19 protein-coding genes are annotated in these 16,658 nt (G+C 33.3%); all 19 read left to right on the top strand.

What is annotated here, in order from left to right:
- Positions 1-438: 438 nt before the first annotated feature.
- The 19 genes from J5E45_RS13695 (at position 439) to glmU (ending at position 16,577) form a co-directional block, all read left to right on the top strand.
- A complete protein-coding gene (locus J5E45_RS13695) occupies positions 439-1,782 on the top strand; it encodes an Orn/Lys/Arg family decarboxylase (RefSeq protein WP_208182340.1) in 1,344 nt (447 codons plus the stop codon).
- A 1-nt stretch (position 1,783) separates the two neighbouring features.
- Positions 1,784-2,401 (top strand): dTMP kinase, encoded by a 618-nt coding sequence (gene tmk, locus J5E45_RS13690; protein ID WP_208182338.1) that lies wholly within the window; start codon positions 1,784-1,786, stop codon positions 2,399-2,401.
- 26 nt (positions 2,402-2,427) lie between these two features.
- Entirely contained in the window at positions 2,428-2,757 is a 330-nt protein-coding gene (locus J5E45_RS13685) for a cyclic-di-AMP receptor (RefSeq protein WP_002484220.1), read from the top strand.
- A 134-nt stretch (positions 2,758-2,891) separates the two neighbouring features.
- The gene (locus J5E45_RS13680; protein WP_208182341.1) at positions 2,892-3,818 is read left to right on the top strand and encodes a DNA polymerase III subunit delta' C-terminal domain-containing protein; all 927 of its coding nucleotides are present in this window, start codon (positions 2,892-2,894) and stop codon (positions 3,816-3,818) included.
- Positions 3,819-3,820: 2 nt separating this feature from the next.
- Complete coding sequence (locus J5E45_RS13675; protein ID WP_069793239.1) at positions 3,821-4,624, top strand: PSP1 domain-containing protein; 804 nt, start codon at positions 3,821-3,823, stop codon at positions 4,622-4,624.
- 15 nt (positions 4,625-4,639) lie between these two features.
- Positions 4,640-4,981, top strand: coding sequence for a DNA replication initiation control protein YabA (gene yabA / locus J5E45_RS13670; RefSeq protein WP_039069432.1), 342 nt, complete (start codon positions 4,640-4,642; stop codon positions 4,979-4,981).
- A gap of 113 nt (positions 4,982-5,094) precedes the next feature.
- On the top strand, positions 5,095-5,820 hold the full coding sequence (locus tag J5E45_RS13665) for a tRNA1(Val) (adenine(37)-N6)-methyltransferase (RefSeq protein WP_208182337.1): 726 nt from the start codon (positions 5,095-5,097) through the stop codon (positions 5,818-5,820).
- Entirely contained in the window at positions 5,813-6,061 is a 249-nt protein-coding gene (locus J5E45_RS13660) for a GIY-YIG nuclease family protein (RefSeq protein WP_039069430.1), read from the top strand. The genes J5E45_RS13665 and J5E45_RS13660 overlap by 8 nt, the downstream gene beginning before the upstream one ends.
- Positions 6,062-6,064: 3 nt before the next feature.
- Positions 6,065-6,898 (top strand): 16S rRNA (cytidine(1402)-2'-O)-methyltransferase, encoded by an 834-nt coding sequence (gene rsmI, locus J5E45_RS13655; protein ID WP_039069428.1) that lies wholly within the window; start codon positions 6,065-6,067, stop codon positions 6,896-6,898.
- A 337-nt stretch (positions 6,899-7,235) separates the two neighbouring features.
- On the top strand, positions 7,236-9,215 hold the full coding sequence (gene metG, locus J5E45_RS13650) for a methionine--tRNA ligase (protein ID WP_208182335.1): 1,980 nt from the start codon (positions 7,236-7,238) through the stop codon (positions 9,213-9,215).
- Positions 9,216-9,241: 26 nt separating this feature from the next.
- Entirely contained in the window at positions 9,242-10,015 is a 774-nt protein-coding gene (locus tag J5E45_RS13645) for a TatD family hydrolase (RefSeq protein WP_039069426.1), read from the top strand.
- Between the two features lie 134 nt (positions 10,016-10,149).
- The gene (gene rnmV, locus J5E45_RS13640) at positions 10,150-10,701 is read left to right on the top strand and encodes a ribonuclease M5 (RefSeq protein ID WP_039069425.1); all 552 of its coding nucleotides are present in this window, start codon (positions 10,150-10,152) and stop codon (positions 10,699-10,701) included.
- Positions 10,702-11,592, top strand: a complete 891-nt coding sequence (rsmA, locus tag J5E45_RS13635) for a 16S rRNA (adenine(1518)-N(6)/adenine(1519)-N(6))-dimethyltransferase RsmA (RefSeq protein WP_039069424.1) — start codon at positions 10,702-10,704, stop codon at positions 11,590-11,592.
- Between the two features lie 99 nt (positions 11,593-11,691).
- Complete coding sequence (locus tag J5E45_RS13630) at positions 11,692-11,955, top strand: Veg family protein (RefSeq protein ID WP_029379202.1); 264 nt, start codon at positions 11,692-11,694, stop codon at positions 11,953-11,955.
- Positions 11,956-12,310: 355 nt separating this feature from the next.
- The gene (ispE, locus tag J5E45_RS13625) at positions 12,311-13,159 is read left to right on the top strand and encodes a 4-(cytidine 5'-diphospho)-2-C-methyl-D-erythritol kinase (protein ID WP_039069423.1); all 849 of its coding nucleotides are present in this window, start codon (positions 12,311-12,313) and stop codon (positions 13,157-13,159) included.
- 19 nt (positions 13,160-13,178) lie between these two features.
- The gene (gene purR, locus J5E45_RS13620; RefSeq protein ID WP_017722007.1) at positions 13,179-14,003 is read left to right on the top strand and encodes a pur operon repressor; all 825 of its coding nucleotides are present in this window, start codon (positions 13,179-13,181) and stop codon (positions 14,001-14,003) included.
- Positions 14,004-14,021: 18 nt separating this feature from the next.
- Positions 14,022-14,396, top strand: a complete 375-nt coding sequence (locus J5E45_RS13615; protein WP_029379204.1) for a RidA family protein — start codon at positions 14,022-14,024, stop codon at positions 14,394-14,396.
- A gap of 65 nt (positions 14,397-14,461) precedes the next feature.
- A complete protein-coding gene (gene spoVG, locus J5E45_RS13610; protein WP_038678806.1) occupies positions 14,462-14,770 on the top strand; it encodes a septation regulator SpoVG in 309 nt (102 codons plus the stop codon).
- Positions 14,771-15,221: 451 nt separating this feature from the next.
- Positions 15,222-16,577 carry a bifunctional UDP-N-acetylglucosamine diphosphorylase/glucosamine-1-phosphate N-acetyltransferase GlmU gene (gene glmU, locus J5E45_RS13605; protein ID WP_069793241.1) on the top strand — a complete coding sequence of 452 codons (1,356 nt, stop codon included), beginning with the start codon at positions 15,222-15,224 and terminating at the stop codon, positions 16,575-16,577.
- Positions 16,578-16,658: the final 81 nt, after the last annotated feature.

Below are 16,658 nucleotides of genomic sequence, written 5' to 3'. Positions count from 1 at the left end.
GTGAGTGAGGAAAGCATGCAAGTGAGAAAAGATGCGAGCGCTTGTCTCACGACAAGAAAGGTCTTTAGCGCCGAAGGTAGCAGACTTACGTTCCGCAAGAGTAGGACGTTGCCAGGCAATCAAAGACCCAATAGGGTCTTTTTTTTATGCACGAAGAGCTTAACTGCAACGTAAAACAATTGTCAGTCGCAACGGAATACATGAGCAGAAGCTCATGCATAAGTCCCACTAATACAATGAAATATAAAACGAAATATAATCTGATAAGAGAGCAACAAGTTTTATCTAAATAAATTAGAAGTTAGAATGTAAAAGTGGGACTTTAGAAGCTGACGAACTAAACGAACTCTAAAACCAAGAAGTTTAAATGAACTTATGACTAGTTCTTTAAATATGTTAAAATATAATGAAAATTAAAGTTTAAAAAGTGGGTGTTATATGTCACTACCATTAAATAAGAAGTTTGATGAGTTATTAAAAAGGAAACCTATTTCTATGCATGTCCCGGGACATAAAAATATGACAATAGGCTATCTTAATAAAATGAATTTTGAGATGGATATGACAGAAATAACAGGTTTAGACGATTTGCACCATGCTGAAGATGTTATAGCACAAAGTATGAGCAATGTTAAAAAACATCCTGATTATGATGCTTATTATTTGGTTAACGGTACAACATCAGGTATCTTATCAGTAATCCAAGGTTTTTCAAATGTACAAGGTGAATATGTTATTGCAAGAAATGCTCATAAGTCTGTGTTTCATGCTTTAGATTTAGTTCATACATCTTGCCGTTTATTGGGGATGGATATGAGCATAAAAACAAAACAGTATTTAGGCCCTAGTCTAAACGGACTACTCCAGCAATTGAAAGATTCGAAGTTGTTAGTTCTTACATACCCTAACTATTATGGGGAATGTTTTGATATTGAAGAAACACTAAAATATACAAAGATTCATCAAACACCTACGTTAATAGACGAAGCACATGGTGCACACTTTGATTTAGCAGGTTTTCCAAAGTCTTCATTGAGTATGGGGGCAGATTATGTTGTACAGTCATATCATAAGACATTACCGTCACTGACAATGAGTTCAATTATTTTCATTCATAAAAATGCACCACAGCGTGAAAAGGTATTAAAGTATTTAGCGTACTTTCAATCTTCAAGCCCGTCGTATCTTCTTATGAACAGTTTAGAATTAGCACATGATTTTTATGAAAAATATGATAGTAATTTGTTTTTTGAAAAAAGAAGGAAATGCATTCAAGCTATTGAGTCTATAGGTATGCGTATAGTTGAAGTGAATGATCCATTGAAGTTGAATATACAATGTACAGGTTACTCAGGTATTGAACTACAACAGCTTTTCGAAAACAAAGATATTTATGTAGAATTAGCAGATGAATATCAAGTTCTTTTCGTTTTACCATTGTGGCATAAAGGCGATTATTATCCATTTCAAGAATTAATTGACAGAATAAAGCAAATAGAAGTGGAAAAAAGATCTAATAACATAGATTATAAGATTCCTGATTATGAATTGTGTGGTCTGTATCAGCCAGTTGAAATATCAAGAGTTAAAAGTATAGATATCAATGAAGCTGAAAATCAAATTTTAGCAGTAAATATTGTACCTTACCCACCAGGTATACCAATAATGCTAAAAGGAGAACTCATAACAAAAAATATGATAAAATTAATGAATTATTGGTGTGAACAACACATAAGAGTCGAAGGAATTAAAAAACATAAAATTGAAATTAAGGATGAATAAAATGTCAGCTTTTATAACTTTTGAAGGCCCTGAGGGTTCAGGCAAAACTACTGTCATACAACAAGTAGCACAAAAATTAGAAAATAAATTTGAAGTTGTACTTACCAGAGAACCAGGTGGTGTGAAGACTGGAGAACAAATTCGTGAAGTATTGCTTGAAGGCGATGATATGGATGATCGGACAGAAGCACTATTATTTGCAGCATCTAGGCGTGAACATCTTGTAGGTAAAGTGATTCCATCGTTAGAGAGTGGTAAGTTAGTATTATGTGATAGATATATCGATAGTTCTTTAGCATATCAAGGCTATGCTCGGGGAATAGGAATAGAAGAAGTGAAATCTATTAATGAATTTGCCATCAATGGTCTGTATCCTGATATTACGATATATCTTGATGTTAGCGTAGAAGTTGGAAGAGAAAGAATCTTAAAGAATCAGCGCAATCAAAATCGTTTAGATCAAGAAAATGTAAAATTTCATGAAAAAGTAGTTGAAGGTTATAAAAAAATTATTCATAATGAGTCTGAACGCTTTATGGTAATAGATGCAGATCAGAGTGTAGAAGATGTAGTTAATGCAACGTATGAATCTATCATCAAATACTTAGAAAAATTATGATATAATACTGGGAAGAGGTGTTTAATATGAAAATGATTATAGCAATCGTACAAGATCAGGATAGTCAAGAACTTTCAGATAAACTTGTTAAACATAACTTTAGAGCAACGAAACTTGCAACAACTGGTGGTTTTTTAAGAGCAGGTAATACAACGTTTTTATCTGGTGTAGAAGATGACCGAGTTGATGAAATGCTAAAAGTTATTAATGACACTTGTGGTAATAGAGAGCAACTTGTATCACCTATAACACCAATGGGTGGCAGTGCAGATTCTTATATTCCATATCCGGTTGAAGTAGAGGTTGGAGGAGCAACGGTATTTGTAATGCCAGTTGAGGCTTTCCATCAATTTTAGAATCATGGTTGCTATATATAGTGACCTTTCAAATTACATTTCCACTTAAGACTAAACTGTTATGAACTTAAGTAATGTGCTTTGTAAGGTTACTATGTATAAGCAGCCTTTTTATATAAAGGAGTAACTTTATGGTGGATGAACTAGACAGACTGACGAAAGCGTATCAATCAAATAAACTCTCGCATGCTTATTTATTTGAGGGCGATGATGGACAAACTATGCAACAAGTCGCAATTGATTTTACGAAATTAATCCTATGTGGCCAAGAGAACCAATGTCAGTTAAAAGTAGAAACATTTAATCATCCAGATTTTATGTATATATCTTCTGAAGAAACTACGATTAAAAAAGACCAAGTAGAACAATTAGTACATCATATGAATCAACTACCTATCGAGGGTGACTATAAAGTATATATTATTGAATCTTTTGAAAAATTAACCATCCAAGGTGAAAATAGTATTTTGAAATTTTTAGAAGAACCACCTGAAAATACGATAGCCATCTTATTAACAACAAAACCAGAACAAATTTTAGATACTATTCACTCTAGATGCCAACATGTATATTTTAAACCAATAGATAAGTCTTTGTTTATAGAAAGACTAATTGAACGCGAAATTTCATGTCCTGTAGCAGAATTGTTAAGTACATATACAACACAAATTGAAAGTGCAGTTGCGTTAAATGAAGAAGCAGATCTGATGGCATTGCGTAAAAGTATTATAAAATGGTGCCAATTGTTGTTAACAAATCGTTCAATGGCGTTAATAGCCATTGTCGATTTATTAAAGCAGGCTAAAAATCGTCGCTTACAGTTAGTTACGTTAGGGGCAGTTAATGGTTTCTTTGAGGATGTTATGCATGCTAAGGTAGGAATGGATGATGATATCATATATCATGATTTATATGAAGAAGTAAAAGCATTTTCTAAAAAGTTAACATATAATCAAATTATTTTGATATATGATCAAATAACAGAAGCACATAAAAAATTAAATCAAAATGTTAATCCGACATTAGTATTTGAACAGATTGTGATAAAAGGGGTGAGTTAATCATGCAAAATGTAGTAGGAATTGATTTTCAAAAATCAGGGAAAATGGAATACTATTCACCAAAAAAATTCGATTTAAATGTAGGCGATTGGGTGGTAGTTGAATCTAAAAGAGGATTAGAGATGGGCCGTGTAAAATATGCTCCATTAGATGTTGCTGATGAAGATGTAACATTACCTTTAAAAGAAATTGTCCGTCATGCAACAGATGAGGATTTAAATCAATATGAGCAAAATGAAAAAGATGCCGAAGAGGCAATGACATTATGCAAAAATACAATTCAACAGCAGAGTTTAGAGATGAGACTAGTAAATTGCGAATTTACATTAGATAAATCAAAAGTGATTTTTAATTTTACATCGGATGAGCGCGTTGATTTTAGAAAATTAGTGAAAGTTCTAGCACAAAAACTAAAAACACGTATTGAATTAAGGCAAATAGGCGTTAGAGATGAAGCGAAATTGCTTGGTGGTATTGGTCCATGTGGACGCTCTTTATGCTGTGCTACGTTCCTAGGTGACTTTGAACCAGTATCTATAAAAATGGCAAAAGATCAGAATTTATCACTCAATCCCACTAAAATTTCAGGGGCTTGTGGTCGTCTAATGTGTTGCCTTAAATATGAAAATGATTATTATGAAGAAGCACGTGCGCAATTACCTGATGTAGGAGAAGCTATTAAAACACCAGAAGGCAATGGTAAAGTGATTGGCCTAAATATCTTAGATATTTCTATGCAAGTAAAAGTGGATGGTCTTGAACAGCCGCTTGAATATAAAATGGAAGAATTAGAGACATTAAATTAGGAGGCCAAAATAACATTGAATCGTAGCGACATATTTGAAAAATTGGCGAATTTAGAATCAAATATTAATCAAATCAACAGTGATATGGTTAATTTGAAGAATCTTACGGTTGAATTGATTGAAGAAAATGTCGCCTTACAAATCGAGAATGAGAATCTAAAAACATTAATAGACAAAGAAGAACAATCTAAAAGTATAGAACAAGGTAAAAAAACGCCTGTTAAACAACCACTTCGCAGTAAAGACAATTTGGCTATGCTTTATAAAGAAGGTTTTCATATTTGTAATGGTGAATTGTTTGGGAAACATAGAAAAGGCGATGATTGCTTATTCTGTCTTGAAGTATTAACTGAATAAAAGTTGATATGGACCAAAACCCATAGTAATCATATGTAATTGAGGATGAGCAGTGACGATAGGCTTGATTATTAAGCATCGTTACCTTATCCTTTTTTTTGGAGGTTAGAAAGATGCTTTTAGCAGATGAAAGATTGGATTATTTAACAAAAGAAAACTTAAGAATTATACAAAATGATGAAGTGTTTTCTTTTTCTACTGATGCACTATTACTCGCGCATTTTACAAAAATTAAAAAGCAAGATACGATTATGGATTTGTGTTCGGGGAATGGGGTTATTCCTCTGTTGCTTTCGGATAAAGGGAAACAAAATATAGATGGTATTGAGATTCAGCAACAACTAGTTGATATGGCACAAAGAAGCGTTGTATATAATCAATTAGACGATAGAATCCACATGTATCATATGGATTTGAAAAAAGTACAACAACAGTTTAAACCCTCACAATATAGCCTTGTCACTTGTAATCCACCTTACTTTAAAGTCAATCAACAACATCAACATCAAAAAAATGCGCATAAAATAGCTAGACATGAGATAATGTGTACATTAGAAGATTGTTGTTTAGCAGCCAGACATTTATTAAAACAAGGTGGGCGCATGGCCATGGTTCATAGAGCAGAACGTCTTATGGATGTCTTAAGCTATATGAGAGCATATCAAATTGAACCTAAAAAACTTTATTTTGTATATAGTAAACAAGACAAAGTATCGCAAACAATAGTTGTGGAAGGTAGAAAAGGTGGTAACCAAGGTTTAGACATACAGCCACCATTTTATATTTATAATAATGATGGCACTTACACCGAGGAAATGAGAGAAATATATTATGGATAAACATTATATTTATATAGTTAAATGTAAGGATGGTAGTTTATATACGGGGTACGCAAAAGATATTACACAAAGAGTAACTAAACATAATAATGGTCAAGGTGCTAAATACACGAAAATAAGACGCCCGGTACAACTCGTTTATCAAGAAGTGTTCGATACAAAGTCTGAAGCAATGAAACGTGAGTATGAAATTAAGACATATACACGTCAACAAAAATTAGAATTAATAAGTGGGGGTTAGGTTATGTCGACATTATATTTAGTAGGAACGCCTATTGGTAACTTGGCGGATATTACATATCGTGCTGTTGATACATTAAGAAATGTAGATTTGATTGCTTGTGAAGATACACGAGTGACAAAAAAATTATGTGTACATTATGAAATACAAGCACCGCTCAAGTCTTACCATGACCATAATAAAGAACAGCAAACAGATTATCTTATTGAACAATTGCAACAAGGTAATAACATCGCATTAGTATCAGATGCAGGTTTACCATTAATTAGCGACCCTGGTTATGAACTAGTTGTTGCTGCTAGAGATAATGGTATCAGAGTAGAGACTATACCAGGACCAAACGCAGGTTTAACTGCATTAATGGCAAGTGGATTACCTTCTTTTACTTATACATTTTTAGGCTTTTTACCGCGAAAAGATAAACAAAAACAATCATACCTAGAACAACGTATGTATGAAAATAGCACTTTAATTATTTATGAGTCACCACATCGAGTAAAAGATACGATTAAAACGATTCAAAAGATTGATAGAGATCGTAAAGTTTCTTTAGGTAGAGAGCTAACAAAGAAATTTGAGCAAATTGTTACTGATTATGTAGGCAATATACTAGACCGTCTTAATGATGAAAGTATTCCAACTAAAGGTGAATTTGTAGTACTTATTGAAGGCGCCGAAGCAGTAGAAGATACAGCTTGGTTTGAAGATATGTCAATTAAAGAACACGTTGATTATCATATAAATCAAAATATGAAACCGAAAATAGCGATTAAACAGGTGGCAGAATTACGCCAAATGAAAACGAGTGAAGTTTATGACATTTATCATGAAGTTTGAGTGAGGAAGAAAAAATAAATTATGGCTTAGTAAATTTATAAAATAATAAATTTAAGTAAAAGGACATACCACAAATTCGAATTTAATCAAGAAAAAAGAGTTGAAAAACTCCCATAACATGCGCGATTTATGGTAATGTAGATAAGATAGAGATTATTAATCATATTTAAATTATAGCAAAATAAAAACTTAAAAATGCTGGATATGACTAGTATGCTATCCAAAGAATTTTTATGATGGTTAACATATAAATCGGAATAGAAATACATATCTGCTTCATTGAAAAGAAAAATGAATTTAGATATATTTATAGTGTAAGAATCGAGGAGGAACATTAATGGCGAAAGAAACTTTTTATATCACTACACCAATATATTATCCAAGTGGGAATTTACATATCGGTCATGCTTATACAACAACAGCTGGTGATGTAATCGCACGTTATAAAAGAATGCAAGGCTATGATGTTCGTTATTTAACAGGTACGGATGAACATGGACAAAAAATACAAGAAAAAGCACACAAAGCTGGAAAATCAGAATTAGAATATTTGGATGAAATGATTGCTGGTATTAAAGATTTATGGCAAAAATTAGAAATCTCAAATGATGATTTTATACGTACGACAGAAGCGCGACACAAAGAAGTTGTGCAACAAATTTTTGAACGTTTATTAGCTCAAAATGATATTTATCTTGGTGAATATGAAGGTTGGTATTCAGTACCGGACGAAACATACTACACAGAAACACAGTTAGTTGACCCAGTTTTCGAAAATGGAGAAATCGTCGGTGGTAAGAGTCCAGATTCTGGTCATGAAGTAGAGTTAGTTAAGGAAGAAAGCTACTTCTTTAATTTATCTAAATATACAGACCGTTTATTGGAATTTTACGATGAAAACCCTGAGTTTATTCAACCGCCTTCACGTAAAAATGAAATGATTAATAACTTTATTAAACCGGGACTCGAAGATTTAGCGGTGTCACGTACGTCATTTGATTGGGGTATTCATGTTAAATCAAACCCAAAACACGTTGTTTACGTTTGGATTGATGCGCTTGTAAACTATATTTCTTCATTAGGTTATTTATCTGATGACGATAGTTTATTTAAAAAGTATTGGCCGGCAGATATTCATATAATGGCTAAGGAAATCGTGCGTTTCCACTCTATTATATGGCCAATTCTATTAATGGCGTTAGATATACCGCTTCCTAAGAAAGTATTTGCACATGGCTGGATACTCATGAAAGACGGTAAAATGAGTAAATCTAAAGGTAATGTTGTAGATCCTAATGTACTTATTGACCGCTATGGTTTAGATGCTACACGTTATTACTTAATGCGTGAATTACCATTTGGTTCTGACGGCGTATTTACTCCTGAAGGATTTGTGGAACGTACAAATTATGATTTAGCAAATGATTTAGGAAACTTAGTGAATCGTACCATTTCAATGATTAATAAATACTTTGATGGTGAATTACCTGCATATCAAGGACCTAAACATGATTTAGATAAAGATATGGAGCAAATGGCACTAGATACTGTGAAGACATTCCATGAAAATATGAATGATTTACAATTTTCAGTAGCACTTTCAACAGTTTGGAAATTTATTAGTCGTACGAATAAATATATTGATGAAACTTCACCTTGGGTATTAGCTAAAGATGAAGAACAACAAGAAATGCTTGGCAATGTGATGGCTCACTTAGTAGAAAATATTCGTATTATAGCAGTGTTATTAAGACCATTCCTTACACATGCACCAAAACAAATCTTTACACAGTTGAATATCAACTCTCCAGAGTTGTTTGAGCTTGATAGTATTGAAACATATGGTGCTTTAACTGAACCTATAATGGTAAGTGAAAAACCACAACCTATCTTCCCACGTCTAGATAGTACGGTTGAAATTGACTATATTAAACAATCAATGCAACCTGAAAAGAAAGAGGAAGAAAATTCAGTAGAAGAAGTGCCAACTAAAGCACAAATTGATATTAAAGATTTTGACAAAGTAGAAATTAAAGCTGCAACAATTATAGATGCTGAACAAGTGAAGAAATCTGATAAGTTATTAAAAATCCAAGTAGATTTAGATAACGAACAGCGCCAGATTGTTTCGGGTATTGCACAATATTACCAACCTGAAGATATTATTGGTAAGAAGGTTGCTGTTGTGACTAACTTAAAACCTGCTAAATTAATGGGTAGAAAATCAGAAGGTATGATTTTATCAGCTGAAAAAGATGGCGTACTAACACTTGTTAGCTTACCAAGTGCGATTTCAAATGGCTCAGTAATTAAATAATCACAAATTAAGGGAGCGGTTAAAAGATGCTAATCGATACACATGTTCATTTAAATGCAGACCAATACGATGAAGATTTAGAAGCGGTTATTGAACGCGCTAGAGAAAATGGGGTAGATCGCATGTTTGTAGTTGGTTTTGATACACCTACAGTTGAGCGTACGATGGAACTCATTGACCAATATGAATTTATCTATGGAATCATTGGATGGCACCCTGTAGATGCGATAGATTGTACAGAGGAACGTCTAGAATGGATTGAGGCACTTGCGGCGCATCCTAAAGTGATTGGTATCGGCGAAACAGGACTGGATTATCATTGGGATAAATCACCTAAAGATATCCAACAAGCATTATTTAGAAAACAAATAGCTTTGGCGAAGCGCGTTAACCTGCCAATTATCATTCATAATAGAGAAGCAACTCAAGATTGTATAGATATTTTGAAAGAAGAACATGCTGAAGAAATTGGCGGTATTATGCATAGCTTTAGTGCTTCTCCTGAAATTGCCGATGATGTTATTAATAAATTGAATTTTTATGTTTCTTTAGGTGGTCCAGTAACATTTAAGAATGCCAAACAACCTAAAGAAGTTGCAAAACATGTACCATTTGATAGATTATTAGTTGAAACGGATGCACCATTTTTATCACCACATCCTTATAGAGGTAAACGTAATGAACCAGCACGTGTAACGCTAGTTGCTGAAGAAATTGCTGAATTACGAGGTGTGAGTTATGAAGAAGTGTGTAAACAAACAACTGAAAACGCAGAACGATTGTTTAAATTAAAAGCATAAAACATTACAAAAGGTATCGGTCTGAGATAAGGCTTAGTTGATAAAATATAGGCTAAGTAGTCATCATAATTTACGCCGATACCTTTTTTATTTTTATCTAAAATCGAAGTGAGTAATGAAAGGTGTAACAATAAATGAAGATAAATGAATTTATTGTAGTTGAAGGCAGAGACGATACTGAGCGTGTAAAAAGAGCGGTTGAATGTGATACGATTGAGACAAATGGAAGCGCTATTAATCAAGCGACTTTAGAGATTATTGCGCGCGCATTTGAGACAAGAGGTGTCATTGTACTTACCGATCCAGATTTCCCAGGTGATAAAATAAGAAATACGATTCAAAAATATATCCCCGGTGTTAAACATGCCTATATTGATCGACATAAGGCTAAAAATAAACGCGGTAAAATAGGTGTTGAACATGCTGATATTGGAGATATTAAAGAAGCGTTAATGAACGTAAGCACACCCTTTGAAGAAGGACACGAATCAATAAGTAAAGGCGTGTTGATTGATTTAGGCTTACTCGTTGGTAAAGATGCACGTAAAAAAAGGGAACTATTAGGCCGTAAGTTACATATTGGTCATTCTAATGGTAAACAATTGTTGAATAAGCTAAATGCATTTGGTTATACAGAAAGAGATGTTAGAAATGCATTAAGCGAAAATGAGGGAAGTGAAAGTTAAATGGAATACAAAGATATTGCAACACCAACCCGTACCAAAGCATTACTTAATCAATATGGATTTAATTTCAAAAAGAGTTTAGGACAAAACTTTTTAATTGATGTGAATATTATTCACAATATCATTGAGGCCAGTGATATCAACGAGCATACGGGCGTGATAGAAATTGGTCCAGGTATGGGTTCGTTAACTGAACAATTAGCTAAAAACGCTAAAAAGGTGGTTGCCTTTGAAATTGACCAACGCCTGATACCTGTACTTGAAGATACGATGGAGCCATATGATAATGTAACTGTGATAAATGAAGATATACTTAAAGCAGATATTGCGCATTATGTTGCTGAACATTTTTCAGAATGTGAGAAAATAATGGTGGTAGCAAACTTGCCGTATTACATTACAACGCCTATTTTATTAAATTTAATGCAACAATCATTACCGATTGATGGTTATGTAGTTATGATGCAAAAAGAAGTGGGAGAACGTCTGAACGCACAAGTCGGCACAAAGGCATACGGTTCATTATCAATTGTAGCGCAATATTATACTGAAACAAGCAAAGTGCTAACTGTGCCTAAAGCTGTATTCTTACCACCACCGAATGTAGATTCTATTGTAGTTAAATTAATGAAGCGCTCGACACCGATTGTAACTGTAGATGATGAAAATAAATTTTTCAAAATGACAAAAGCAGCATTTGGCCAAAGACGTAAAACGATTAACAATAATTATCAAAGTTTATTTTTAAATGGTAAAGCTAATAAGCAAATGATACTTGAATGGTTAGAAGCCAGTGGTATAGATCCGAGACGACGCGGAGAAACACTTTCAATAAAAGAATTTGCACATTTATACAATGAATTGAAAAATTTCCCGGAATTAGAATTTTAAATTATTGACAAGCGCGCTTTACCTTGCTAAAATTGATATTTTATTTGACAAAAAACCTCAAAATGTGTTATTATACAACTTGTAGCGAGGTGGAGCAATATGCCAAAATCTATTGGAGACATCAAAAATTCACTTGATTGTCAATTAGGGAACAGAATTGTACTTAAAGCGAATGGTGGACGTAAGAAAACAATTGAACGTAGTGGTGTTTTAAAAGAAACATACCCTTCTGTTTTTATTGTTGAACTAGATCAAGATATATATAATTTTGAGCGTGTATCCTATACATACACTGACGTTTTGACTGAAAACGTACAAGTTTCTTTCGAAGGTGATAATCATCAAGAAGCAATTGCACACTAATTAAAACGAATTTAAATTAAGTTTGGCAAATTATGGCGCCTTACTTGTCAATTTAAACTTTAATATGAGAATGAATTTAAATAAAAGGTATGTTGGTGTAATGACGCTAACATACCTTTTTTGTTATATTAATATTATTGCATAAAAGAGTAGATAATAGTTTTATCAACAATAAACAATATTGTAAAATAGTAAATTAAGAAAGATGCTTTTTATTTTTAGCCTACACCATTTGATAGTCTTTAAATAATAAAGTGGCAATAGAAATGACTAAGTTTTAAAAAACTAACAACGCAATGTTAACAATATGTTAAAATCATTTTATTACCATATCGAATTGGAAGAGGGTGGGGATATGATTTATGAAACGGCACCAGCGAAAATAAATTTAACGTTGGACACACTCTTTAAACGAGATGATGGTTTTCATGAAGTCGAAATGATAATGACGACAATTGATTTAAATGATAGATTGTCATTTGAACTACGTAAAGACAGAAAAATAATTGTTGACGTAGAACAATCCTATGTTCCCTCCGATAACAAAAATTTAGCGTACAAGGCTGCAGAATTAATGAAAAAGACCTATAATTTAAAGCAAGGTATAACTATTACTATAGATAAAAATATTCCTGTCTCAGCTGGTTTGGCAGGTGGGTCTACCGATGCTGCAGCAACAATGAGAGGGATGAATCGATTATATAATTTAAATCGACCGCTTGAAGAGTTGTGTGAGCTGGGTATACAAATTGGAACAGATATTCCATTTTGTATTTTAGGGAAAACTGCATTATGTAAAGGTAAAGGGGAAATCATTAAATTTTTAGATAAACCACCTTCCGCATGGGTTGTAGTTGCTAAACCTGATTTAGGTATATCTTCACCTGATATATTTAAAAAATTAGATTTAAAACAGTCCTATAATGTCCATACTGACGCATGTGAAGCGGCCTTAATTTCAGAGGATTATGACCTATTATGTAAAAGTCTGTCAAACCGATTGGAACCTGTCTCGGGAAAGATGTATACAGAAATTTTAAAAATAAAGGCCAATATGCTAGAAAATGGAGCAGATGGCGCTGTTATGAGTGGTAGTGGTCCTACTGTTTATGGGTTAACACGAAAAGAAAGACAAGCAAAGCACGTATACAATGCTGTTAACGGTTGTTGTAACGAAGTGCACATTGTAAGACTATTAGGCTAATTGAGAAGGGATGAATCGAATGCGCTATAAAAGAAGTGAACGAATTGTTTATATGACTCAATATTTAATGAACAATCCGAATAAATTAATACCGTTAACGTATTTTGTACAAAAGTTTAAGCAAGCGAAGTCTTCCATTAGTGAAGATGTTCAAATTATTAAAACAACTTTCCAAAAGGAAAAGCTAGGAACAGTGATTACTACTGCAGGTGCTAGCGGCGGTGTTACTTATAAACCAGAGATGAGCAAAGCAGAAGCAACAGAAGTTATTGATGAAGTGATAGAACATTTACAAGAAAAAGAACGGTTACTGCCAGGTGGTTATTTATTTTTATCTGATTTAATGGGTAATCCAACTTTATTGAATCGAGTTGGTAAATTAATAGCAACACTATATATGGATGAAGAATTGGATGCTATTGTAACGATTGCCACTAAGGGTATCTCTCTAGCAAATTCAGTTGCAAATGTATTGAATTTACCTGTAGTAGTTATTCGTAAAGATAATAAAGTGACTGAAGGTTCTACTGTTTCTATAAATTACGTGTCTGGCTCTTCTAGAAAAATCGAGACAATGGTACTATCAAAGAGAACATTACCCGAAAATTCCAATGTACTTGTGGTCGACGATTTCATGCGTGCTGGTGGTTCAATAAATGGTGTGATGAATTTGATGAATGAGTTTAAAGCACATGTTAAAGGGGTATCGGTACTAGTAGAATCAAAAGAAGTTAAGCAAAGATTAATTGAAGATTATACTTCCTTAGTTAGATTATCTGATGTAGATGAGTACAATCAGGAATTTAAGGTGGAACAAGGCAACAGTTTAACTAAATTTTCTTAAAGGAGCGATTTCGACATCATGAAAGTTATTAATACGGAAAAGGCGCCCGAAGCGTTAGGGCCATACTCGCATGCAACAGAAATAAATGGACTTGTATTCACTTCAGGACAAATTCCATTAAATTTAAATGGAGAAATTGTCAGTGAAGATGTAAAAGAACAAACGACACAAGTTCTAGAAAATTTAAAAGTCGTGTTAGACCAAGCTGGATCAGATTTAGATTCAGTGATTAAAGCTACTATTTTCATTGCTGATATGAATGAATTTCAAAATATAAATGAAGTTTATGGCAAATACTTTAATGAACATCAACCAGCTAGAAGTTGTGTTGAAGTGGCAAGATTGCCGAAAGATGTTAAAGTTGAAATCGAATTAATAGCGAAAGTGAAATAAGGGTTTATAATTTTTAATGAAATTGTTAAGCTTCTAAACAAAGAGATACTAGGGGGGCTCACTACATGAAAGTGACAGATGTAAGACTTAGAAAAATACAAACAGATGGAAGAATGAAAGCGCTTGTTTCAATTACCTTAGATGAATCATTCGTAGTACATGATTTACGAGTGATTGAAGGCAACACAGGTCTATTCGTCGCAATGCCAAGTAAACGTACACCAGACGGTGAATTCCGAGATATCGCGCATCCTATAAATTCTGAAATGAGACAAGAAATACAAGATGCAGTGATGAAAGTGTATGAAGAGACTGATGAGGTCATCCCTGACAGAAATGCACAGTCATCAGATAATTCTGAAGAAGAAGCTTAAATTAAAAAACTTATTAAAAAAGATTGGATTTCTCCACAAACAGAAATCCAATCTTTTTTATTTTTGTAAAGTCAACCCGAAACAAAAAATAAAATTAATTGTTAAATTGTAAAGGTGACAAAAAATATATTATTTATAATTATAAATAATATGTACTTTTTACTGCATCATAAATCAGAACATTAGTATTGAAAAAAGGATGCATGTGTATGATAACAACTAAATGAGAATACAGTATTTGTATTACATATTCATATATCGTTCTATAATTCGATAATATAAAAGCGGTTACTTGATTGAACAAAGATGACAAATCTATGCCTAGATATTTCTAATATTTTTAATGAAAATATTTCCATTATATAACATTGGTGTTTTGAGCCTTGAAAGTGTGACTAGCGTTAAATTATAATAAGTAAGAAGTGTATATTTTAATGGAGGGTTAACATACATGCAAAGACATGCAATAGTACTTGCAGCTGGCAAAGGTACGCGTATGAAATCAAAGAAATACAAAGTACTACATGATGTAGCAGGCAAATCAATGATTGAACATGTCATTGACAACGTTAAGCAATCAGGCGTAGAACAACTTGTTACAATTGTTGGGCATGGCGCACAAAATGTCAAAGACACATTGGGCGATGCATCACTTTATAGTTTTCAAGAAGAACAATTAGGCACTGCACATGCTGTTAAGATGGCAAGTGAGCATTTGAAAGATAAACAAGGCACAACGTTAGTAGTATGTGGAGACACACCGTTAATCACTGCGACAACATTGAAATCAATGATAGAACACCATGAGAACAAAAAAGCACAAGCTACTGTTTTATCAGCAACAGCATCTAATCCATTTGGTTATGGACGTATCCTGCGCGACTCGTCACAACAGTTGACTAAAATTGTTGAGCAAAAAGATGCAACAGAAACAGAGCGACAAATTAATGAAATTAGTTCAGGTATTTTCGCATTCGACAACCAAGTTTTATTTGAAAAATTGGAGTTAGTGAAAAATGAAAATGCGCAAAAGGAATATTATTTGCCTGATGTACTTTCATTAATTTTAGAAGATAAAGGCGTCGTTGAAATCTATCACACAGATGATTTTGAAGAGATTATGGGTGTTAATGATAGAGTGATGTTAAGTGAAGCTGAAAAAGCTTTTAAGAAACGCACTAATGAACAACATATGAGAAACGGTGTAACCATTGTTGACCCAGCAACTACATATATAGGAGCTGACGTTATCATTGGAGAAGATACAGTTGTTGAACCAGGGGTGAAACTTGCCGGACACACAGTAATCGGTGAAGATACAATTGTTGGACAATATACTGAAATAACGAACAGTAAAGTAGGTTCCAATGTCACAATTAAACAATCTGTCATCAATGAAGCAGTTATTGGTGATCAAGCTAATATTGGGCCGTTTGCACAACTTCGTCCTGGTGCAGACCTAGGCGAAAAAGTTAAAGTAGGTAACTTTGTTGAAGTTAAAAAATCTGTTGTTAAAACAGGTGCTAAATTACCTCACTTAAGTTATATAGGCGATGCTGAAATTGGCGAAAGAACAAATGTTGGTTGTGGCTCAATTACAGTGAACTATGATGGTATCAATAAATTCAAAACGATTATTGGTAATGATTCATTTATTGGTTGTAATACGAACCTTGTTGCCCCAATAACATTAGGAGACCGTTCGTTTATAGCGGCAGGTTCCACAATCACGGATAATGTCCCAGAAGACAGTTTGGCATTAGCTAGGGCTAGACAAACAACCAAAGAAGGTTATTTGAAAAAATAAAGGCATATATTTAGACAAGCGTACTTAAACTGTTAAAATCAATGTAATTGTATGAAAAGTTAACAAGAGTATGTGATTATG

Origin of the sequence: Staphylococcus shinii (genome assembly GCF_017583065.1) — a bacterium.
Classification (GTDB): domain Bacteria; phylum Bacillota; class Bacilli; order Staphylococcales; family Staphylococcaceae; genus Staphylococcus; species Staphylococcus shinii.
This window is presented reverse-complemented; position numbering and strand designations above follow the sequence as displayed.

Coding starts and splice junctions, on each gene's coding strand:
- J5E45_RS13695 (WP_208182340.1), top strand. CDS start 439: ATGTCACTACCATTAAATAAGAAGTTTGATGAGTTATTAAAAAGGAAA.
- tmk (WP_208182338.1), top strand. CDS start 1,784: ATGTCAGCTTTTATAACTTTTGAAGGCCCTGAGGGTTCAGGCAAAACT.
- J5E45_RS13685 (WP_002484220.1), top strand. CDS start 2,428: ATGAAAATGATTATAGCAATCGTACAAGATCAGGATAGTCAAGAACTT.
- J5E45_RS13675 (WP_069793239.1), top strand. CDS start 3,821: ATGCAAAATGTAGTAGGAATTGATTTTCAAAAATCAGGGAAAATGGAA.
- J5E45_RS13665 (WP_208182337.1), top strand. CDS start 5,095: ATGCTTTTAGCAGATGAAAGATTGGATTATTTAACAAAAGAAAACTTA.
- J5E45_RS13660 (WP_039069430.1), top strand. CDS start 5,813: ATGGATAAACATTATATTTATATAGTTAAATGTAAGGATGGTAGTTTA.
- rsmI (WP_039069428.1), top strand. CDS start 6,065: ATGTCGACATTATATTTAGTAGGAACGCCTATTGGTAACTTGGCGGAT.
- metG (WP_208182335.1), top strand. CDS start 7,236: ATGGCGAAAGAAACTTTTTATATCACTACACCAATATATTATCCAAGT.
- J5E45_RS13645 (WP_039069426.1), top strand. CDS start 9,242: ATGCTAATCGATACACATGTTCATTTAAATGCAGACCAATACGATGAA.
- rnmV (WP_039069425.1), top strand. CDS start 10,150: ATGAAGATAAATGAATTTATTGTAGTTGAAGGCAGAGACGATACTGAG.
- rsmA (WP_039069424.1), top strand. CDS start 10,702: ATGGAATACAAAGATATTGCAACACCAACCCGTACCAAAGCATTACTT.
- J5E45_RS13630 (WP_029379202.1), top strand. CDS start 11,692: ATGCCAAAATCTATTGGAGACATCAAAAATTCACTTGATTGTCAATTA.
- ispE (WP_039069423.1), top strand. CDS start 12,311: ATGATTTATGAAACGGCACCAGCGAAAATAAATTTAACGTTGGACACA.
- purR (WP_017722007.1), top strand. CDS start 13,179: ATGCGCTATAAAAGAAGTGAACGAATTGTTTATATGACTCAATATTTA.
- J5E45_RS13615 (WP_029379204.1), top strand. CDS start 14,022: ATGAAAGTTATTAATACGGAAAAGGCGCCCGAAGCGTTAGGGCCATAC.
- spoVG (WP_038678806.1), top strand. CDS start 14,462: ATGAAAGTGACAGATGTAAGACTTAGAAAAATACAAACAGATGGAAGA.
- glmU (WP_069793241.1), top strand. CDS start 15,222: ATGCAAAGACATGCAATAGTACTTGCAGCTGGCAAAGGTACGCGTATG.